Origin of the sequence: Micromonospora echinofusca, from assembly GCF_900091445.1 — a bacterium.
Classification (GTDB): domain Bacteria; phylum Actinomycetota; class Actinomycetes; order Mycobacteriales; family Micromonosporaceae; genus Micromonospora; species Micromonospora echinofusca.
In genome coordinates this window covers 3,337,349-3,357,602 of sequence record NZ_LT607733.1, presented here as the reverse complement: position 1 = coordinate 3,357,602, position 20,254 = coordinate 3,337,349, and the positions used below count along the sequence as shown (strand labels likewise).

Genomic DNA, 20,254 nt, shown 5'->3' with positions numbered 1-20,254 from the left:
CGCCGCCCCGGGACCGTCCGGCGGCCGTGCTCAGGAGGCGGTGCAGGAGTAGACCTGCGGGCGGCTCCAGTTGCCGTTGGCCATCGTGGTGAACCCGAAGACGTTGCCGCTGCCGTTCGAGCGCATGGTCATGACGTTTCCGCTGCTGTCCCAGCTCGGCGTGCCGTTCCAGGTGGCGGAGACCTTCTGCGGGGGCGTCACCGCGACGACGACCGTCCAGTTGGTGGCGCCGCTGACCGTCACCTCGCTGTTGAACCGGTCGCCCCACCGGGTGCCGTCGCGCAGCGTGGCGGTGCAGCTTCCGCCGCCCGGCGGCGGGGTGGTCGGGCCGGTCGTCGGCGGCGGCGTGGTCGGCGGGGGAGTGCCGTTGTTCAGGGCGGCGAGGACCGCGTCGTACGCGGGCTTGCGGTTGCCGGCGTTGTCGAACAGCAGCGGTGTGTCGGAGGCCCGCCAGGAGTCGCTGTCCCGGATGCCCCAGACGGTGATGCCGGTGCACCGGGCCACCGCGAGGCAGTCGTTGACCACGTTGCGGTACGTGGTGGGCGAGGCCCCGGCGATGTCCAGCTCGGTGATCTGGACGTCGACGCCGAGCGCCGCGAAGCTGGACAGCGTGGTGCGGTAGTTGCCCGGGTAGGGCGAGCCGCTGTTGAAGTGCGACTGCAGGCCGACGCAGTCGATGGGCACGCCACGCTGCTTGAAGTCGCGGACCATGGCGTAGACGGCCTGGGTCTTGGCGTGGCTCCAGTCGTCGGTGTTGTAGTCGTTGTAGCAGAGCTTCGCGCCGGGGTCGGCGGCCCGCGCGGCCCGGAACGCCGCCTCGATCCAGTCGTTGCCGGTGCGCTGGAGGTTCGAGTCGCGCCGGGCCCCGCTGCTGCCGTCGGCGAACGCCTCGTTCACCACGTCCCAGGCCACCACCTGACCACGGAAGTGGGTGGCCACCTGCGTGACGTGGTTGAGCATCGCCTGGCGCAGCGCGCTGCCGCTCATGTTCTGCATCCAGCCGGGTTGCTGCGAGTGCCAGGCCAGGGTGTGGCCCCGTACGCTCATGCCCCGGCTGCGGGCGTGGCTGACGATCCGGTCCGCGTTGGCGAAGGTGAACTGCCCCTGCTGCGGCTCGGTGGCGTCGATCTTCATCTCGTTCTCGGGCGTCACCGAGTTGAACTCGCGATTGAGGATCGTGACGTAGGTGTTGTCGCTGAGCTTGTTGGCGGCGACGGCGGCGCCGAAGTAGCGGCCGCGCTCCGCCGCCGACGCGCCGAGGGTGGTCCCGGCGCTCGCCGCGCCGGGCAGGACCGTGGCGCCGGCCGCCGCGAGCAGTCCCACTGCGGCGACGGCGAGGGCCGCGTGCAGGCGGGGGCGCGATCTCGGCCGGGTGTCCCGGTGGCACCTCTCGATCATTCCTGCTCCTTCCGGGGCCGGTCCGCACCGTCGAGGGCGGACCGAGGTGGTGGGGGTGTGCCGGGCCGGGGCCGCTGGCGGGGCTGCACCGCGAGGGCTGCGCGCCCGTCACCATCGACCCTGGTGGATGTGGAGTATGGCAGCGCATCGCATCGGTGAGCAAGAATTTCCGGAAAACTAACGATAGCTAAGGAGGGTCGTCTTCCGGTGGACTCGACCCGGATGCCAGGTCAGCGCAGAGGGGGACAACGCGACGGACACCCGCGCCGATCTACATGCGATCGGTGTGAGTGTCCGTCGACCGGATTTTTCGGGGTGCTTCCGTAACGCTCGGCAGGGTGCCGGGCCGGCGTCGACCGGAGATCAGGCGTCGCGCCTGGCCAGGCCGCCCATCTTCACCGCCGTGAACACCGCCGCCGCCAGCGCGACGTCGGAGAGCAGCATCAGGCCGATGGCGTACGACCCCTGCACGCCGTACACCCAGCCCATCACCAGCGGCGGGACGAACCCGCCCAGCCCGCCCGCGGCGCCGACCAGGCCGGTGACCGCGCCCACCTGATCGGCCGGGGCGACCCTGCCGACGAGGGCGAAGACGGCCCCGCTGGACGCGCCGAGCAGCACCGCCATCCCGAGCAGCGCGACGGTCGCCACGGGCAGCAGGGCGGGCTCGAACGCCTGCACCACCGCGAACGCGGCCACCCCCGCGAAGCACCAGACCAGGACGGGCACCGGGTGCAGCCGGTCGGAGAGCCAGCCGCCCAGCGGGCGGGCGAGGACGGCGAGGACCACGAACCCGGCGGTGCGCAAGGCGCCGTCGGCGGCGTCCAGCCCGTAGGCGGTGCTCAGGTACGCGGGCAGGTACACGCTGAAGGCCACGAACCCGCCGAAGCCGACCGCGTACAGGAAGCACAACTGCCACGTCACGGTCAGCCGGCCCACCGCGGCGAGGCGTCGCCACGCCGACCCGGTCGGCCGGACGCGCCCCGGCGCGTCGCGCAGCAGCAGGAACGACAGCACCGCGTAGCCCGCGAGGATCGCGGCCACCAGCAGGAACGGCGCCCGGGAGCCGTAGGCGTCGGCGAGCCGGACGGTGGTGAAGTTGGCGATCGCCGTGCCGCCCATGCCGATGCCGAACACGCCGATCGCGAACCCGCGCCGCGCGGGCGGGTACCAGCCGGAGACCAGCGGCACGCCGACGGCGAAGGCGGTGCCGCCGATGCCCAGGAAGAAACCCGTCACGATCAGCGCCGGATAGGAGGAGACCACGCTGAGGGTCAGCACCGGCACGATCGTGGCGAGCGTGACCAGCGGAAAGACCACCCGGGCGCCGTAGCGGTCGGTGAGGGCGCCGACCGGGATGCGGCCCAGCGACCCGACCACCACCGGTACGGCCACCAGCAGGGACTGCGCGGCGAAGCTGAGGTCGAGGCGGTCCTTGATGCCCGGGCCGAGCGGCCCCAGCAGCGCCCACCCCCAGAAGTTCACCAGGAAGCCGAGGGTGGCCAGGACGAGCTGGGTGGTGGCGCCCGATCTGCCCGGCGCCGGTCCGCCGCCAGCGCCGGGGGAGGCCGCACCCGGGGTGGAGGTCGCCTGCGTCGGCTGTCCGTCAGGGAGGATGCTCATGGCTGCTCTCCGTCGAATCGTCCTGGTTCGGCCGTCACCGGCCCGAGCGGCTGCGGCCCCCGCGCGAGGTGGGCAGCTTCGGCGGGCCCTCCCAGCCGGGGCGACCCGGCCGCAACCCGGGCCGGTCGTCGCGGCTGCGGTAGACGACGTACGGGCGGGTGGCGTAGCCCACCGGCGCGCTGAACGCGTGCACCAGCCGGGTGAAGGGCCAGAACGCGAATAGGGCGAACGCCGCCAGGATGTGGATCTGGAAGGCCACCGGTACGCCGGCCATGATCTCCGGGTCCGGGCTCAGGTAGAACAGCGACCGGAACCACGGGGAGATCGTCTCGCGGTAGTTGTAGCCCGGCCCCGACACGTTGGCGCGTACGGTCGCCCACAGGCCGAGCACGATCACGCCGGCGAGCACCACGTACATGGCCTTGTCGTTGCGGGTGGTGGCGGCGAAGACCGGGCCGGTGAGCCGCCGGCGGGCGATGAGGATGCCCAGGCCGATCAGGGTGCAGAAGCCGGCCACCGTGCCGACGAACACGGCCATCAGGTGGTAGCCGTGCTCGGTGATGCCGACCGCCTCGGTCCACGACTCGGGGATCAGCAGGCCACCGACGTGTCCGATCAGGACCATCAGCACCCCGAAGTGGAACAGCGGGCTGCCCCACCGCAGGATCGTGCTCTCGTAGAGCTGCGAGGACCGGGTGGTCCAGCCGAACTTGTCGTACCGGTGCCGCCAGATCAGCCCACCGACCAGCACCACCAGGCACAGGTACGGGTACACGACCCACAGCAGCGTGTTCATCGGTGCCCCTCCTCGTTCGCGACTGCGGTACTCCGCTGCGCTGCGTTCCTCGCGCTCACCGGCGACCTCTTTCGTTCGCGACTGCGGTACTCCGCTGCGCTGCGTTCCTCGCGCTCACCGGCGACCTCTTTCGTTCGCGACTGCGGTACTCCGCTGCGCTGCGTTCCTCGCGCTCACCGGCGACCGCCCAGAGTCGTGGTGTCGACGAGCCCGAACGGCTCCAGGCCGACCTGCTCCACGGGCGGGCCGGTGCGGGCCAGCCGGGCGGCGGCGCTGAGTTCCGCCGGCCCGGCGGGCGGCAGCATCTCCCGCACGGCGGCCACCGCCTGCAGGTACGCCGACCTCTCCCGGCCCAGCGCCTCCACCAGCAGGTCCAGGCCGACCCGGTTGTCGCGCAGCAGCCGCCACCCGCCGTCGTCCACGGCGGACAGGTCGAGCACCGCGGGCAGGAAGTCGGGCAGCTCGCCGTCGACCACCTCCAGGCCCGCCCGCTTGTACGCGGCGGTGAAGCCGACGAGGGCCTCGCCCCGCTTACGGGTGTCCCCGCAGGTGTAGTACGTCAGGTGCAGGCAGCAGCGGCGGCGGAAGTCGAACAGCTCGACGTACGTCGACCGGAGCTGGCCGGGATCGGTGCCCTCGCGGTACGCGACGACCTCGCGCAGCGGCCCGGCGACCGCCGCCGGAAGTTCGTCGAGGGCGGCGCGCAGCACCGGCAGCGCCGCCATGACCTCCTCGTCGGGATAGCGCAGCAGCAGCGACGCGGCCCGCGCCGCCACCGCCCGCCAGACGGGCCCGCTCATCGTCCCTCCCCGTCCTGCTCGGCGTCGCGTGGCCGGGGCGGGAAGAGCCCCCTCGGGGTGCCCTTGCCGTCCCAGTTGAGCAGGTTCACCCGGCGCGGCTCGTCGCCGGGATCGGTGAAACCGTCCGCGGTCTGCCGGTCGCGCAGCATGTGGAAGGTCTCCACCTGCACCGGCACCGGCGTGCCCGACGACTCCCCGAAGGGACCCTGCCCGTACGGGCCGCCGCCGCCCATGCCCGGGCCGCCCTCGTAGTCGAGGCTGCACTCGGTGGCGATCTTCTCCAGCCGGTGCGCGTCCTCGGCGTGCGCCGCCGGGATGACGTAGCGCTGCTCGTACTTGGCGATGGCCAGCAGCCGGTACATCTCGTCCATCTGCTCACCGGTCATGCCCACGGCGGCGGCGATCGACTCGTCGGGCGCCTCGCCCAGGTTGATCCGGCGCTGGTACGAGCGCATCGCCGCGAGCCGGTTGAGCACGGCGCGCACCGGGGCGGGGTCCCCGGCGCTGAACAGCTCGGCGAGGTACTCCACCGGGATGCGCAGCGCGTCGATCGCGCCGAAGAGGTTGCCCGCGTCCTCCGCGTCGTGGCCGGTGTCGCGCAGTACGTCGGCCACCGGCGACAGCGGCGGGATGTACCAGACCATCGGCATGGTCCGGTACTCCGGATGCAGCGGCAATGCCACCTCGTACTTCATGATCAGGTCCCAGATCGGGGAGCGCCGCGCGGCGTCGATCCAGTCGTCGGGGATGCCGGCGGCGCGCGCGGCCTCGGCCACGGCCGGGTCGTGCGGGTCGAGGAAGACCGAGCGCTGCGCTTCGTAGAGGTCGTCCTCGTCCTTGACGGCCGCGGCCTCGGCGACCCGGTCGACGTCGTAGAGCATCAGCCCCAGGTAGCGCAGGCGGCCCACGCAGGTCTCGGAGCAGATGGTCGGCTGGCCGATCTCGATGCGCGGGAAGCAGAACGTGCACTTCTCGGCCTTGCCGGTGCGGTGGTTGAAGTACACCTTCTTGTACGGGCAGCCCGTCACGCACATCCGCCAGCCCCGGCACCGGTCCTGGTCGACCAGCACGATGCCGTCCTCGGCGCGCTTGTAGATCGCCCCCGAGGGGCAGGACGCCGCGCAGGACGGGTTGAGGCAGTGCTCGCAGATGCGCGGCAGGAAGAACATGAACGTCTTCTCGAACTCCTGCTTCACCTGGTCGGAGACCTTCGCCAGCACCGGGTCACCGGCGGCGATCTCGTTGCCGCCGGCGAGCGAGTCGTCCCAGTTCGCGCTCCAGGTGATCTTCGTGTCCTGGCCGGTGAGCAGGGACTTCGGCCGGGCGACGGGCGTGTCGTCACCCGCCGGCGCGGTGATCAGGTGCTCGTAGTCGTACGTCCACGGCTCGTAGTAGTCCTGCATCGACGGCAGCTTCGGGTTGGCGAAGATGCCGAACATCTTCTTCAACCGGCCGCCCGAGCGGGGCTTCAGCTTCCCCGAGCGGGTCCGCACCCAGCCGCCCTGCCACCGCTGCTGGTCCTCGTACGTGCGCGGGTAGCCCTGGCCGGGCCGGGTCTCCACGTTGTTGAACCAGACGTACTCGACGCCGGACCGGTTGGTCCACGCCTGCTTGCACGTCACCGAGCAGGTGTGGCAGCCGATGCACTTGTCGAGGTTCATCACCATCGCCATCTGGGCCATCACGCGCATCAGTACTGCACCTCCTGCGAACGGCGGCGGATCACGGTGACCTCGTCGCGCTGGTTGCCCGTGGGCCCGAGATAGTTGAACGCGAACGACAACTGGGCGTACCCGCCGATCAGGTGGGTGGGCTTGACCAGCAGCCGGGTCAGCGAGTTGTGGATGCCGCCGCGCCGGCCGTTGACCTCGGCCTTCGGCACGTCGATCACCCGCTCCTGGGCGTGGTACATGTAGACCGTCCCCTCGGGCATCTTGTGGCTGACCACGGCCCGGCAGACCACGACGCCGTTGCGGTTGACCGCCTCGATCCACTCGTTGTCCCGTACGCCGATCTTCGCGGCGTCGGCCTCGCTCATCCACATCGTCGGCCCGCCCCGCGACAGCGTCAGCATCAGCAGGTTGTCCTGGTACTCGGAGTGGATCGACCACTTCGAGTGCGGCGTGAGGTACCGGACGGTGATCTCCAGCTCGCCGTTGCGGCCGAGCCTCGGCTCGCCGAAGAGGCGGTGCATGTCCAGCGGCGGCCGGAAGATCGGCAGCGCCTCGCCGGCCTCGTGCATCCAGTCGTGGTCGAGGAAGAAGTGCTGCCGCCCGGTGAGGGTGTGCCACGGCTTGAGCCGCTCGGTGTTGATGGTGAACGGCGAGTAGCGGCGACCGCCGTGCTCGCTGCCCGACCACTCCGGGCTCGTGATCACCGGCACCGGGCGGGCCTGGGTGTCGGCGAAGGTGATCTGCTTGCCCTCGTGCTCGGCGGCCAGGTCCGCCAGGCGTACGCCCGTGCGCTTCTCCACGTCGCGGAAGCCGGCGGTGGCGACGCGGCCGTTGGTGGTGCCGGAGAGGGCGAGGATCGCCTCGCAGGCGTGCACGTCCGTCGCCAGCGAGGGCCGCCCGTCGGCCACCCCGCCGCGCACCTCGCCGTTCTTGCGCCGCAGGTACGCCACCTCCGGATTGACGTCGACCGCCACGCCCTTACCGGACGTGCCGAGGGTGTCCATCAGCGGGCCGAGCGCGGCCAGCTTGTCGGCGACCGCGCCGTAGTCGCGCTCCACCACCAGCAGCTTCGGCATCGTGCGGCCGGGCACCGGCGTCTCGCCCTCGGCCGCCCAGTCGCGCACCCGGCCGTGCGGGGTCGCCATCGCGTCCGGGGTGTCGTGCAGCAGCGGCGCCGCGACGAGATCCTTGCGTACGCCGAGGTGCCGCTCCGCCAGCGTCGAGAACGCGCGGGCGATGCCGTGGAAGGCGTCGAAGTCGGTGCGGGTCTGCCACGGCGGGTTGATTGCCGGGGTGAACGCGTGCACGAAGGGATGCATGTCGGTGCTGCTCAGGTCGTGCTTCTCGTACCAGGTGGCGGCCGGCAGCACGACGTCGGAGAAGAGCGTCGTGGAGGTCATCCGGAAGTCCAGCGACAGCAGCAGGTCGAGCTTGCCCTCCGGCGCCTCCTCCCGCCAGGTCACGTCCTTCGGCCGCAGCTCCTCCGGGGCCTCGTCCGCGCGCAGGTTGGAGTCGGTGCCGAGCAGGTGCCGCAGGAAGTACTCGTTGCCCTTCGCCGACGAGCCGAGCAGGTTGGCCCGCCACACGGTCAGCACGCGCGGCCAGTTCTCCGGCGCGTCCGGGTCGGTGCAGGCGAAGCGCAACCGTCCCTCGCCGAGCTGCTCGGCCACCCAGCCGCCCGGGTCGTCGGGGCGGGCGGCCAGGGCCTCGTCGGCCAGGTCGAGCGGGCTGCGGTCGAACGTCGGCATCGACGGCATCCAGCCCGAGCGCGCCGACTGGGCCAGCAGGTCCATGGTGTGCTTGCCGGCGAAGGCGCCCGTGCCGACGGGGGAGGAGACCACGTCGGCGGAGTACGTGTCGTAGCGCCACTGGTCGGTGTGCACGTACCAGAAGGCGGTGCCGATCATCTGCCGCGGCGGGCGCACCCAGTCCAGGCCGAATGCGAGCTGCGCCCAGCCGGTCGCCGGGCGGCACTTCTCCTGCCCGACGTAGTGCGCCCAGCCGCCGCCGTTGACGCCCTGGCAGCCGGTGAGCGTCACCAGCGCCAGGATCGCCCGGTAGGTGGCGTCGGAGTGGAACCAGTGGTTGGTGCCGGCGCCGAGCAGGATCATCGAGCGGCCGCCGGAGCGCTCCGCGTTGTCGGCGAACTCCCGCGCCACCCGGGCGACCTGCGCCGCCGGCACCCCGGTGATCGGCTCCTGCCACGCCGGCGTGTACGGCGACGCGACGTCGTCGTAGCCCGCCGGCCACTGCCCGGGCAGCCCGTCGCGGGCCACCCCGTACTGGGCCAGCAGCAGGTCGAACACGCTGGTCACCAGCTGGCCGTCCACCGTCCGGGTCGGCACGCCTCGGCGCAGCACCTGCGGGGTGTCGGTGTCGAAGCGGGGCAGCTCCACCTCGACCGCGTCGCCGGCGCCCAGGCAGGTCAGTGCCGGCTCCAGGTCGCCCAGGTCGAGGTTCCACTGCCCGTCCCGCTCGCCCCAGCGGTGCCCGAGGCTGCCACGCGGCACGGCGGGCGCGTCGGTGGCGGAGTCCCAGAGCACCGTCTTGAAGGCCGCCTCCTTCCCGCTCTCGCCGAGGTCCTCGGCCGTCAGGAACTTGCCCGGCCGGTACGCGCCGTCCGCGCCGGGCTCCAGCGTCACCAGGAACGGCAGGTCGGTGAAGCGGCGCACGTAGTCGACGAAGCGCGGGGTGCGCCGGTCGACGAAGAACTCCTTGAGGATCACGTGCCCCATCGCCATCGCCAGCGCGCCGTCGGTGCCCGGCTGGGCGGGCATCCACTCGTCGGCGAACTTCACGTTGTCGGCGAAGTCCGGGCTGACCACCACGACCTTCTGGCCCCGGTAGCGCGCCTCGGCCATCCAGTGCGCGTCGGGGGTGCGGGTCACCGGGACGTTGGAGCCCCACATGACGAAGTAGGAGGCGTCCCACCAGTCGCCGGACTCGGGCACGTCGGTCTGGTCGCCGAAGACCTGCGGGGAGGCCACCGGCAGGTCGGCGTACCAGTCGTAGAAGGACAGCATCGACCCGCCGAGCAGCGACACGAACCGGGCGCCGACGGCGTGCGACACCATCGACATCGCCGGGATCGGGGAGAAGCCGGCGACCCGGTCGGGGCCGTACTCGGCGATCGTGTGCACGTGCGCGGCGGCGACCATCTCCTGCGCCTCGTCCCAGCCGATGCGCACCAGGCCGCCCTTGCCGCGTGCCTTCTGGTAGCGGCGGCGGCGCTCCGGGTCGGCCTGGATGTCCGCCCACGCGGCGACCGGGTCACCGAGGCGGGCCTTGGCCTCGCGGTACATCTGCACCAGCACACCCCGGGCGTACGGGTAGCGCACCCGGGTGGGGGAGTAGGTGTACCAGGAGAAGGCGGCGCCCCGGGGACAACCGCGCGGCTCGTACTCCGGCCGGTCCGGCCCGACGCTGGGGTAGTCGGTCTGCTGCTGCTCCCAGGTGATGATGCCGTCCTTGACGTACACCTTCCAGGAGCACGAGCCGGTGCAGTTGACGCCGTGCGTGGAGCGCACCACCTTGTCGTAGGACCAGCGGTCCCGGTAGAAGGCGTCCGCCTCCCGGCCGCCGATCTGGTGCAGCGTCCGGCCGTCGTCGGACACCTCGGCCCGGCGCACCAGGCCGCCGACCGCCAGCAGCGCCCGCCCGGCTCGCTCGGTAGCTCGTGACATGAAGCCCATCCCTCCGGTAGATCACCGTGAGCCCCACATTTGCGGCGAATGCGCCGGAGCGCAACCGGAGGCGGGGGCCCGGAGCCATCGTCGCGATCAGCAGCCCCGGACAACCGGGCCGAAGGTCCCGAGATCATCAGGTGTTCCGGCCGGGTCCCGGTTCTCCGCGCCGTGCCGGTCGGCGTCCCCGCCGCGCGCGGCGGTGTCGGCCTGCGACGCGACCTACCGCGCGGCGCCGGCCGTCGGGGTGATCCGGTCCCACGCCGGGATGGGCAGCGCGATCACCGCGGCCGGGAAGAGCCCGTGCTCCTCGTTGTCGATGTGCCGGTGCAGCCGGTCCAGGGCGGCCAGCACCGCCGGCCAGTCCGGCGCGCGGCGATCGACGGCGCCGAGCACACCGTGGATGTCCTCGTGCTCGGCGCAGAGCTTCTCCACCGCGTCGGCCAGGCTGCCCTCCGCCCGCAGTTCGACGAAGAGCCCCTCCTCCTCCGTGGCGGTGTGCGGGATCAGCAGGTCCAGCAGGGCGTCGAGCGCCGCCGGCGCGTCCGTGCCCCCGGCCCGTACCGCGTCGCGCAGCCGGCCGGCGGCGTTGGCGATCGCCTCGTGCTCGGTCGAGAGCCGGCCGATCAGGGGGAACTCCCGGCAGCCGCAGTAGTTGCACATGCTGATCATCTCCAGGATCCGGTGGCGCGTCCGGTCCCCATCCTCGGCGCGGCCGCGGCACCGTCGGCAGGGCCGACCGGCCCGGTACGCCGGGACGACGGGCCCGCCACGACCGTCGCCCGCCCACCAGCGCCCCGCTGCCGCCCGCCGCCCGCCTGTCGGCTGAACGGCGGCCCGTCGGGTGGCGGCGTGGCTGGCCGGCAGGTCGCCCGGCTATGGTGGGCGCATGCAGGATCGGCACGGCCTCCGCCGCGCCGGCAGGCGGGTCTCGCTGCCGGCGCTGCTGATGCTGACCGTGCTGGTCATGGTCCTCTCCGCGGCGCGGGCCGTCGGGCTGTGCATCGTGTTCCGGCGTACGCGACGGGCCGTTCCCGGCTGCGTGCCCGCGTGGTCGGCCGACCGCGCTCCGCCCGGGCTGACGTTCGCCGTCTGAAGCCCGTCCGCCTTCCCGCGTCCCACGACGCGGGCCCGTGGCTTGGAGCGCCATGCCCACCCTGCACCACGATCGATCCATCCTGCCCCGCTCCGTCCGCGACGGAGCCCGGGTCACGCCCGCCCCGCGACGGGGGTGGTGAGCATGCTGGCCCCCGGCGCGTACGCCCGCCTCGGCCTACGCCATCCCGTCGCCCTCGACCTGGGCACCTCGACGGTGCGGCTGTGGACGCCGACGTCCGGCACGGTCGTCGCCGAGCCGGCCGTCGTCGCGTGGAACTCGGCCGGCGCCCAGGCCGTCGGTCGGGCCGCCATCGCGCTGCGCGACACCGGTGACGTGAAACTGGCGTGGCCGGTGCGGCACGGCGTGGTGACCGACTTCTTCGCCTGCGTACACCTGCTGCGGGTGGTGGCCGCGGCCAGCGGACGGCCCGGCGACGACGTCTCCCCGGTCGTGGTCGGCGTGCCGGCCACCGCCACGCTGCGACAGAAGGACCTCCTCGTCGCGGCGGTCCGCCACGCGTTCGGCGGGCGCGTCGCCACGGTCGAGGAACCGCTGGCCGCCGCCCTGGCCTGCCGGGCCGACCTCGACGGCGACGACGTGGTGGCCGTCGACATCGGACTCGGTCGCACCGAGATCGCCCACATCGCCGACCGCGCGGTCGAGGCCGCCGAGCGCGTCGACGGGCCCAACGCCCTCGACCAGGTGCCGCTGATCGCCGCCGCGGTACGACGCCTGGGCGCGCGGCCCGTGGGGCCGGGGCGCCGCCGGCTGCTGATCACCGGCGGCGGGGCGGTGCACCCCGAACTCGGCGCCCGGCTGGCGGCGCTGACCGGCCGGGTCGTCACGATGCCCGCCGATCCGCACCTGGCCACGCTCGCCGGCCTGCGCCTGCTGCTCACCGGCTGAGGCGGTGGGGCGGCCGCACGGCCTGCGCCCGCCCCACCGCGCCGCCCCACCGCGCCGGGACCGAACCGTCCCGGCCCTCCCCGCATCCCCTGGAGTTTCCGATGGACGTCGAACTGACCCCGCTGCCCGGCATCGGGACCCGCCGCATGTTCACCACCGCCGCCGGAGTGCGCGTCGGGGTGGTGACCCACCACGCGGGCGGCCGGCGCGAGCTGGTCCACTCCGACGACGAGGACCCCGACGCCACCCGCAGCATCACGCTGGAACCCGACGAGGCCGTCGTCCTGGCCGGACTGCTGGGTCTGCTCGACGCCCTCGACGTCACCGGGCCCGGAGCCGGAGTTCCGGCGACGACCACCCCAGCCGTCGGCGGGTGAGCCGCCCGACCGGCCGTGGGAGGAGGCGACGTGGGGCGCGGGTTCGTGAACTGGTCCGGCGGTCCGGCTGCTGCACCGCGAGTTCCTGGCGGCCCGGGAGCCCGTCGGCGCGCCGGATGGTCCGCCGGGTCGCCGCCGGACACCGGTGACGCTCAGCCCTGCTGTCGTAGGTAGGGGCCCAGAAGCTCCCGGGTGAGGGCGAGCACGGCGGCTTCCGGGGTGCCGTTCTCGATCATCTGTGAGGACGCGTAGACCACCGCCTGGACCAGTTCCGCCGCGGCGGCCGGGTCGCTCGCGCCGTGCTCGGCCAGGGCCGCCACCAGCGGCGTACGCAACTGGTCGTGCAGGACGCGACTCTCCTCGGCGAGGACGGCGCCCGGCACGCTGGCGGCGAGCCCGCGCATGACCGCGTGCTCGCCCTGCGCCACGAGCCGCAGGTTGGCCTCGACGTAGGCCAGCACCCGCCCGCCCGGGTCGGTGGCCCGGTCCATCTGCTGCGTGACGTACGCCGACCACTGCGGGAACATGTCGGCGATGACGGCGTTGAGCAGGTCCTCGCGCGACTTGAAGTACTGGTAGACGCTGGGGCGCGCCAGGCCTGTCCGCTTGCCCACCTCGGCCAGGCTCGGCGCCTGCGCCCCGCTCTCCGCGAGGAGTTCCCGGGCCGCCGCCAGGATCGCCCGTCGCTGCCGGGCACGGTGCTCGGCCACCGTGGGCGCCTGGATCTTCGGCACGGAACCCCCTGTCGTCACGCCACGGGCATCAGTCGCCCGTCGATCATCTCGTACACCGTCGTGCAGTGGCGCAGCACGTCGTGGTCGTGGGTGACCATGACGGTGGCGACGTCGTTCTCCTTGGTCTCGCGGGCCAGCAGCTCCACCACCTCGTGACTGCGGGCACGGTCGAGGGCGGCGGTCGGCTCGTCCACCAAGAGTAGTCGCGGCCGGTTGACCAGGGCACGGGCGATGCCGACACGTTGCCGTTCGCCACCCGAGAGCTGGTGCGGGCGGCGGTTCGCCTTGTGGGCCATCCCGACCTCGTCGAGCAGGGCCATCGCGTCGCGGGGCCGGGAGCCGCGAGCGCCGAAGCGGGCCGGCAACCGGATCTGGTCCACGGCGGTCAGCGCGGGGATGAGGTTGCCGGACTGGAACACGAAGCCGACGAACTCCCGGCGCAGGGCCGCCCGCGCCCGCGCGCTCGACACGGTCATGTCCCGTCCGGCGAGGGTGACCGAGCCCGACGTCGGGACGGTCAGCCCGCCGGCCACCGCGAGCAGGCTGGACTTGCCGGCCCCCGAGGGGCCGACGACCGCGACGAACTGCCCGGGGGCGACGGTCAGGTCGACGCCGTCCAGGGCCGGTACGGTGTCGTCGCCGTCGCCGAAGCGCAGGCTCACGCCGCGCATGACCAGGCCGGTGTCGGTCACCGGTTCGCTCCCAGTGCGGTCAGCGGATCCACCGCGGCGATCCGGACGATGGCCACGGCCGCTCCGGCCAGGCCGAGGACGAGCAGGAGGAGGGCGGCCACCGCGATCGCCGGCGCGCTGAGCGCGAACGGGATGCCGCTGCCGACCAGGCTGCCGGCCGCCGTGCCGACCGCGACGCCCGCGCCGACGGCGAGCAGCAGCAACGCGAAGGCCTGGGCCAGCCCGTCGCGCAGCAGGTATCCCGTCGGAGCGCCCATGGCCCGCAGCACGGCGATCTCCGCGCGGCGTTGGATGGTCCACACGGTGAAGAAGGCGCCGACCACCAGCGCGGAGATGGCGTAGAGGAACCACTCGATCAGCCGCAGGGTCGACGTCTCGGCGGTGTATCCGGGCGAGGCGCCGTACGACTCGGTGCGGGACAGGCTCTCGGTGCCGGCGGCCCGGTCACCGGCCGCCAGGTCGACCTCGGCGCCGTCGGCGGCCCGCACCGCCACGGCGGTGATCTCGTCGTAGGTGCCGCCCGGGACGGGTTCGCCGGGGCGGACGCCGGCCTTGATCTCCTGCCAGACACGCAGCGGCAGGTAGGCCACGTCGACGTGACCGAACGTGTGCTGCTCGGCCATGGCGCCCACCACCGTGAGCCGGGTGCCGATCCGGTCGACCGTCACCGTGTCACCCACCCGCAGCCCGGCCTCGATGGCGGTCCGGCTCACCACGATGCCGTTTGCGGCGCCCAGCCGGGCGCCCTCGGCCACCGGCGGGGAGAGGAACGAGTCGGTGGGCACGCCGAACAACGCGAGGTCGATCTCCACGCCCGAGCCGCTGCGGGCGTTGATCAGCGCGTTGCCGAAGGGCGCCGCGTCGGCGACCCCGGGCTGCGCCTTCCACGAGTCGACCGCGGAGACGTCGACGACGCTGCGGGAGAACGCCGAATCGTGCTGCACCCCGTCGGCGAAGGCGAACGAGGTCGCCGGGCTGCGCTGCAGCCCCGACACGCCGTCGTTCACCAGGCCCGTGGAGAGCCCCGACAGCAGCACCACCAGCACCGCGATGAGCGCGATGACCGCCCCCATCAGGCCGAACCGGGCCTTGGCGAACCGCAGTTCGCGTACCGCTAGGAACATGCCCACCGCCGGGGGCGCAATTTTACCGACTGCATGTTGGCATCGTACCAACATGCTGTCGGCATCTTCCCCGGCGCCGTCGGTCAGACGAGGCGGTGCCTGGCTACGCCGACCCGACGAACTGGCTGACGTGGTAGGCGGTGCTGCGGTTGTCGGGCGTCCTGGTCCACTTCGAGACCATCAGGTGCAGGTCGTTGGCTCGCCGGCTGGACCACGGGTGGATGAAGCCGCCGTAGAGACCGGGTTCCTGCCAGGAGGTGACCTGGATCTTCTCCGCCGTCCAGACGTGGTCCGGGCCGCCCGCGGTGCGGGTGACGATGTTGCCGGTGGCGCAGTTGAGGTACGACATCACCCAGGTGCCGTCGGAGAGCCGCCGCACCGAGGGCTCGCCGAAGCGGCCGTTCAGGATCGGCGTGCAGGGGCGGCCCCAGCCCCAGTTGCTGCCGTTCCAGCCCCAGCCCTCGTACGACTCGGGGTAGAACAGCCGGTCCCAGCGGACCCGGCGCAGCATCATCGGCCCGTGCTGGCGGCCGGCGCGCACGGAGAAGACGTACACCCAGTCGCCGTCGCGCTGCATCGTCCACATCTGGAACGGGTCGGTGTTGGTGCCGTTGTTCCACCACTTCAGCGACAGACGGCGGAAGTCGTTGCCGTTGTCGCTGTAGGCCAGGCCGGCGTAGCGCGACTTCCAGTCCGGGCCGGCGGGGCCGGCGGAATTCCAGTGTTCGATGCTCATGTAGGAGATGAGCTGACGGCCGGTCTCCGGGAAGCTGATGCCGTCGTTGGGGATGACGGTCACCTCGTGCAGGCCGTCGATGCCGACGCCGTGGTGGCCGTTGTGCATCAGCTCCGGGGCCCGACCGTCGCCCGCGACGCGGGCGGCGCTGTCGAAGACGATCCCGCCGGCGGCGCCGGGGTGCACGGCGGAACGCAGCATCACCGGCGAGCGCCAGTCGTTGGGCAGCGGCGGGCCCTCGGGCCACGGGGTGTCGAACGTGTCGCCGAAGAGGTAGCCGATGGAGCCGTTCTCCAGCACGTACGGGATGCCGAGGTCGGTGCCCGCGACCCGCCACCGGTGGTTGGTGTACATGTCGGCGCCGGTGAGGCGCTTCTTCCAGGAGGCGGCCTGGGCTTTGCCGGGGGCGAGCACCGGCGCGACGGCCGTGGCGACGCCGGCGGCGGCGACCGTGCCGAGCAGGGAGCGGCGGGAGATCATGGTGACCATCCTCTTCGTGCGGGGTCCCGGAAGGCCACGGACGCGGGAAGCGCACATCTAGTTGCCGATGTCGATGTAGGGCTGGAACCTACGGCCAGCCACCCGGCGGGGTCAAGGACCTGCCCGCCCCGACCGGCGGCCCGTGGCGTGTCGGCGGGCGGGGCCGCCACGCCGCCCCGGGGTGGATTGGACGGGGCGGGCGCGGGCATGACAGGGTGCTGGTGGTGCGCACGGGTAAGGGGTAGGCGTCTGTGGTCGATCCGCGTACACGCTGGTCCTCCGGCGATCCGCAGGCGGTGCTCGACGGGTTCGAGCAGCTGCCCGGATTCGTGTGGATCTTCGAGGGTCCCGAGCTGCGGGTGGTGGCCGCGAACCCGGCCGTACGCGCCGCCGTCGGCGACCGAAGCGGCCTGCTCGGCGAGCCCTTCCGGTCGGCGGTGCCGGAACTCGCCGGCCAGCACATCTTCGAGCTGCTCGACCAGGCCCTGCACGGCGTCCGTTCGCACGGCTACGAGCAGCGCGTCCTGACCGACCGCAGCGGCGACGGCAGGCTGACGGAGGCCTTCTACACGTTCGACATGGCGCCCTGGCGCAACCCCGACGGCTCGGTACGCGGGGTGATCGTGCAGGCCGTCGACGCGACCCCCGTGGTGGCCGCCCGGCAGGCCGCCGAGGCCGCTGCCGCCGCCGCCGAGCGCCGCTACCGGCAGGCCGTCGGCCTGGTCCTGGAGCTGCAACGCAGCCTCCTGCCCGACATGCTGCCCGTCCTGCCGCACGTCCAGGTCGCCGCGCACTACCTCGTCGCGAGCAGCGACCTCGTCGCCGGCGGGGACTGGTTCGACGCCGTTCCCCTGCCCGACGGGCGGCTCGCGCTGACCGTCGGCGACGTCGTCGGGCACGGCGCCGCCGCCGCGGCCGCCATGGGCCAGCTGCGTACGGTCGCCCGGCAGGCGTTGCAGTCGGGCGGCGACCTGCCGCGGGTGCTGGCCGTCCTGGACGACTTCGCGTCCCGCACCCACGCGACCCGGGCGGCCACCACCTGCCTCGCGATCCTCGACCCGGGCACGGGCATCCTCGAGGTGGCCAGTCACGCGCACCCCGCGCCCCTGGTCGTCGGCCCGAACGGCGACGGCCGGTACCTGCCGCTGACGCCCGCCGGGCCGTTGGGCACCGGAGCCGATCCCGCCCCGGTCCACACCTGCCGGCTGCGGGCCGACGACGTCCTGCTGCTCTACACCGACGGCCTGATCGAACGACCCCGGCGAAACCTGCACGACGGCGCCCGCATCCTGGCCGACGCCGCGGCGGGGGCCCGGCGGGCGATCCTGCACGAGGCCACGACCGTCCCGCAGCGGCTGCCCGACCGGATCTGCACCCTGGTCACGGAACGTCTCGCCCTGGCCGGCGGCGGCTTCGGCGACGACACCACGCTCCTCGCCGCCCACCTCCTGCCGGAGCCCGTCGCGCCCCTGCACGTGACCCTGCCCGCCGAGACGGCGGCGCTGCGCCCGATGCGCCGGCACCTGGGCGACTGGCTGGCCCGGATCGGGGCCAGCGCTCCCGACGCCAGCGACCTCGTGCACGCCGCGGGGGAGGCCGTCACCAACGCCGTCGACCACGCCTATCCGAGCGGTACGCCGGGGACGTTCACGCTGCACGGCACGCTGGACCACCAGGGCGTCGTGCACGTCAGCTGCGCCGACCAGGGACGGTGGCGCCCGCCGGTCGCCGACCCGGGCGGCCGCGGCCGTGGGCTGACGATGATCCGCGGACTCGTCGACCGGGCGGAGGTCCGCCACACCGAGACCGGCACCACCGTCAGCATGTACCGGCACATCGGCCAGGAGACCACGGTGAGCACCGTGGCCGCCGCCCAGGCCGCCGGACCCCACAAGCAGGCCACCGCCGCCGAGGAGTTCGCCGTCGCCGTGGTCGAGACACCGACGGGCCGGGTGCTGCGGGTGCAGGGGCCGGTGGACCTGGCCACCGGCCCCGCGCTGCGCGCCGCGATCATGCAGGCCAGTCGCGGCGGCAGCCTGCCGCTGACCATCGACCTCACCCCCGTCACCCACCTGAGCAGCACCGGCGTGCGGATCCTGCACGAGGTCGACCGGATCATCGCGCACCTGCGCGTCACCGCCACACCGCAGAGCCCGGCCCACGCCGTACTGGAGCTGACCGGGCTGCGCCACCTGCTGCCGCAGGCCGGCACGGACGCCACCCACGAGGGGGCGCGCCCGTAACCGGCGGGATCGTCCCGGGAGCCGGGACCGCGCCGGACCCGGCGCGGAAAGATTCCGGGTGGGATGTCCAATCGGCCGTGCCCCGTCCGTAGTGATGGCGTACGGCGTCGCCCGGAACGGCAGGGGCGACGCGACACGGAAGGGGAGTGGGATCGTGAAGTACATGTTGCTCATCAACGCGGGGGCGGTCGACGGGGACGGCGGCGCCGCCGGCTGCGAGGTCGGGGACTGGATGGCGTACGACAAGCAGGTGCGCGAGGCGGGGATCCTCGTCTCCGGCGAGTCGCTGGCCGACCTGGTCACCGCCACCACGGTCCGGGTCGGCCCGGACGGCAGGCGGACCGTCACGGACGGGCCGTTCGCCGAGACCCGCGAGATCCTCGGCGGTTTCTACGTGATCGACGTGCCGGACCTCGACGTCGCGCTCGACTGGGCGGCGCGCTGCCCCGGTGCGCGCGCGGGCGGCTCCGTCGTGGTCCGGCCGGTCGCCGACTTCGCGGGCTGAGCGCGGTGGGCGTGACGCCCGCCGGCAACGGGGGGACGGACGAGGCGCCGGCGGCGGTCGTGGAGGCCGTGTTCCGCGAGGAACGCGGCCGACTGCTGGCGGCCCTCGTCCGCTGCTTCGGCGACCTCGACCTCGCCGAGGAGGTCACCTCCGAGGCCGTCGAGACGGCGTTGGCGCGGTGGCCGGTCGACGGCGTCCCGCCCCGGCCGGGCGCCTGGCTGATGACCACGGCGCGGCGCAGGGCCGTCGATCGGCTGCGGCGGGACCAGGCCCTGGCCGTACGGCTGGCCGTCCTCCAGGCGGAGGCGGACCGCGCGGACCCCGCCCCCGCCACCGGGGCGGGTGACGAGCTGCCGGACGAGCGGCTCCAGCTCTTCTTCACCTGCGCCCATCCCGCGCTCGCCGCCGAGGACCGGGGGGCGCTGACCCTGCGCTACCTGGCCGGTCTGACCACGCCCGAGGTGGCCCGCGCCTTCCTGGTGCCGACGGAGACGATGGCCAAGCGGATCACCCGGGCGAAGAAGAAGATCCACGAGGCGCGGATCCCGTTCCGTGTCCCCGAGGCGGGCGAGCTGCCGCAACGGCTGCCGGGGGTGCTCCAGGCGGTGTACTCGATCTTCACCGAGGGCTACGCGGCCAGCGGGGGCCCTCGCCTGCAACGGCTCGACCTCGCCGAGGAGGCCGTCCGGCTGGCCCGGATCCTGCGCCGGCTGCTGCCCGCCCAGCGGGAGGTCGCCGGGCTGCTCGCGCTCATGCTGCTCGTCCACGCCCGCCGCGACGCCCGCACCGGCCCCGACGACGAGCTGGTGCTGCTCGACGAGCAGGACCGTGGCCGCTGGGACCGCCCGATGATCGCCGAGGGCCTCGCCCTGGTGCCCGTCGCGCTGACCGGCGGCCCGCCCGGCCCGTACGGGGTGCAGGCCGCGATCGCCGCCCTGCACGTCGAGGCGGCGGACCTCGCCACCACCGACTGGCCGCAGATCGTCGCGCTCTACGACGTGCTGCTCGCCCTCGCGCCGTCCCCGGTCGTCGCGCTGAACCGGGCCGCCGCCGTGGCGATGCGCGACGGCCCGGAGGCGGGCCTGGCGCTGCTGGACGAGCTGGCCGGCGAGCCGCTGCTGCGGGGCCACCACCCGTACCCGGCCGCCCGGGCCGACCTGCTGCACCGCCTCGGCCGGCACGCCGAGGCCGCCGAGGCGTACCGGGAGGCGCTCGCCCTGGCCGGCACCGAGCCGGAGCGGGCCCTGCTGCGCCGCAGGCTGGACGCGATCGGCCGGCCCGGCGCGTCGCCGGCGTGACGGCCACCCGAGCGGGGCGGCACCGGACGACCGCGAAGCGACGGCGCCCCGACCGGCTCCCCGCGCCCCGAACGGGACAAGGCGGGC

The 20,254-nt window shown here is 73.5% G+C and carries 17 protein-coding genes; 6 read left to right on the top strand and 11 right to left on the bottom strand.

The window, feature by feature from the left end; genetic code table 11:
- Nucleotides 1-30: 30 nt before the first annotated feature.
- From GA0070610_RS14685 to GA0070610_RS14655, 7 genes are all read right to left on the bottom strand, one after another.
- Nucleotides 31-1,398 carry an endo-1,4-beta-xylanase gene (locus GA0070610_RS14685; RefSeq protein ID WP_089000556.1) on the bottom strand — a complete coding sequence of 456 codons (1,368 nt, stop codon included), beginning with the start codon at nucleotides 1,396-1,398 and terminating at the stop codon, nucleotides 31-33.
- 363 nt (nucleotides 1,399-1,761) lie between these two features.
- Nucleotides 1,762-3,021, bottom strand: a complete 1,260-nt coding sequence (locus GA0070610_RS14680; RefSeq protein ID WP_089000555.1) for an MFS transporter — start codon at nucleotides 3,019-3,021, stop codon at nucleotides 1,762-1,764.
- A gap of 34 nt (nucleotides 3,022-3,055) precedes the next feature.
- Nucleotides 3,056-3,817 (bottom strand): respiratory nitrate reductase subunit gamma, encoded by a 762-nt coding sequence (gene narI, locus GA0070610_RS14675; protein ID WP_089000554.1) that lies wholly within the window; start codon nucleotides 3,815-3,817, stop codon nucleotides 3,056-3,058.
- A 173-nt stretch (nucleotides 3,818-3,990) separates the two neighbouring features.
- Complete coding sequence (gene narJ, locus GA0070610_RS14670; protein WP_089000553.1) at nucleotides 3,991-4,617, bottom strand: nitrate reductase molybdenum cofactor assembly chaperone; 627 nt, start codon at nucleotides 4,615-4,617, stop codon at nucleotides 3,991-3,993.
- On the bottom strand, nucleotides 4,614-6,308 hold the full coding sequence (narH, locus tag GA0070610_RS14665) for a nitrate reductase subunit beta (RefSeq protein ID WP_089000552.1): 1,695 nt from the start codon (nucleotides 6,306-6,308) through the stop codon (nucleotides 4,614-4,616). Before narH ends, narJ begins: the two co-directional genes overlap by 4 nt.
- Nucleotides 6,308-9,973, bottom strand: coding sequence for a nitrate reductase subunit alpha (locus GA0070610_RS14660; protein WP_089003510.1), 3,666 nt, complete (start codon nucleotides 9,971-9,973; stop codon nucleotides 6,308-6,310). The genes narH and GA0070610_RS14660 overlap by 1 nt, the downstream gene beginning before the upstream one ends.
- Nucleotides 9,974-10,195: 222 nt before the next feature.
- Nucleotides 10,196-10,636 (bottom strand): hemerythrin domain-containing protein, encoded by a 441-nt coding sequence (locus tag GA0070610_RS14655; protein ID WP_089003509.1) that lies wholly within the window; start codon nucleotides 10,634-10,636, stop codon nucleotides 10,196-10,198.
- 226 nt (nucleotides 10,637-10,862) lie between these two features.
- On the opposite strand from GA0070610_RS14655, the gene GA0070610_RS14650 reads away from it, so the two are divergent.
- From GA0070610_RS14650 to GA0070610_RS14640, 3 genes are all read left to right on the top strand, one after another.
- Complete coding sequence (locus tag GA0070610_RS14650) at nucleotides 10,863-11,069, top strand: hypothetical protein (RefSeq protein ID WP_089000551.1); 207 nt, start codon at nucleotides 10,863-10,865, stop codon at nucleotides 11,067-11,069.
- A gap of 144 nt (nucleotides 11,070-11,213) precedes the next feature.
- Entirely contained in the window at nucleotides 11,214-11,978 is a 765-nt protein-coding gene (locus GA0070610_RS14645; RefSeq protein ID WP_157747156.1) for a rod shape-determining protein, read from the top strand.
- Nucleotides 11,979-12,079: 101 nt separating this feature from the next.
- Nucleotides 12,080-12,355 carry a potassium transporter TrkA gene (locus tag GA0070610_RS14640; RefSeq protein ID WP_089000549.1) on the top strand — a complete coding sequence of 92 codons (276 nt, stop codon included), beginning with the start codon at nucleotides 12,080-12,082 and terminating at the stop codon, nucleotides 12,353-12,355.
- A 152-nt stretch (nucleotides 12,356-12,507) separates the two neighbouring features.
- Here GA0070610_RS14640 and GA0070610_RS14635 read toward each other — a convergent pair whose 3' ends face one another.
- From GA0070610_RS14635 to GA0070610_RS14620, 4 genes are all read right to left on the bottom strand, one after another.
- Nucleotides 12,508-13,089 (bottom strand): TetR/AcrR family transcriptional regulator, encoded by a 582-nt coding sequence (locus tag GA0070610_RS14635; RefSeq protein WP_089000548.1) that lies wholly within the window; start codon nucleotides 13,087-13,089, stop codon nucleotides 12,508-12,510.
- A gap of 14 nt (nucleotides 13,090-13,103) precedes the next feature.
- Nucleotides 13,104-13,781, bottom strand: coding sequence for an ABC transporter ATP-binding protein (locus tag GA0070610_RS14630; RefSeq protein WP_231926125.1), 678 nt, complete (start codon nucleotides 13,779-13,781; stop codon nucleotides 13,104-13,106).
- A complete protein-coding gene (locus tag GA0070610_RS14625; RefSeq protein ID WP_089000547.1) occupies nucleotides 13,778-14,905 on the bottom strand; it encodes an ABC transporter permease in 1,128 nt (375 codons plus the stop codon). The genes GA0070610_RS14630 and GA0070610_RS14625 overlap by 4 nt, the downstream gene beginning before the upstream one ends.
- A gap of 103 nt (nucleotides 14,906-15,008) precedes the next feature.
- On the bottom strand, nucleotides 15,009-16,121 hold the full coding sequence (locus tag GA0070610_RS14620) for a DUF4185 domain-containing protein (protein ID WP_089003507.1): 1,113 nt from the start codon (nucleotides 16,119-16,121) through the stop codon (nucleotides 15,009-15,011).
- Nucleotides 16,122-16,372: 251 nt separating this feature from the next.
- Here GA0070610_RS14620 and GA0070610_RS14615 point away from each other — a divergent pair, with 251 nt between their 5' ends.
- The 3 genes from GA0070610_RS14615 to GA0070610_RS14605 all read left to right on the top strand — a co-directional run bounded on the left by GA0070610_RS14615 (nucleotide 16,373) and on the right by GA0070610_RS14605 (nucleotide 20,167).
- Nucleotides 16,373-18,364: a SpoIIE family protein phosphatase gene (locus GA0070610_RS14615; RefSeq protein ID WP_089000546.1), complete on the top strand. Its 1,992-nt coding sequence runs from the start codon at nucleotides 16,373-16,375 to the stop codon at nucleotides 18,362-18,364.
- Between the two features lie 163 nt (nucleotides 18,365-18,527).
- Nucleotides 18,528-18,869, top strand: coding sequence for a YciI family protein (locus tag GA0070610_RS14610; protein ID WP_231926197.1), 342 nt, complete (start codon nucleotides 18,528-18,530; stop codon nucleotides 18,867-18,869).
- Between the two features lie 5 nt (nucleotides 18,870-18,874).
- The gene (locus GA0070610_RS14605; RefSeq protein WP_392567304.1) at nucleotides 18,875-20,167 is read left to right on the top strand and encodes an RNA polymerase sigma factor; all 1,293 of its coding nucleotides are present in this window, start codon (nucleotides 18,875-18,877) and stop codon (nucleotides 20,165-20,167) included.
- Nucleotides 20,168-20,254: the final 87 nt, after the last annotated feature.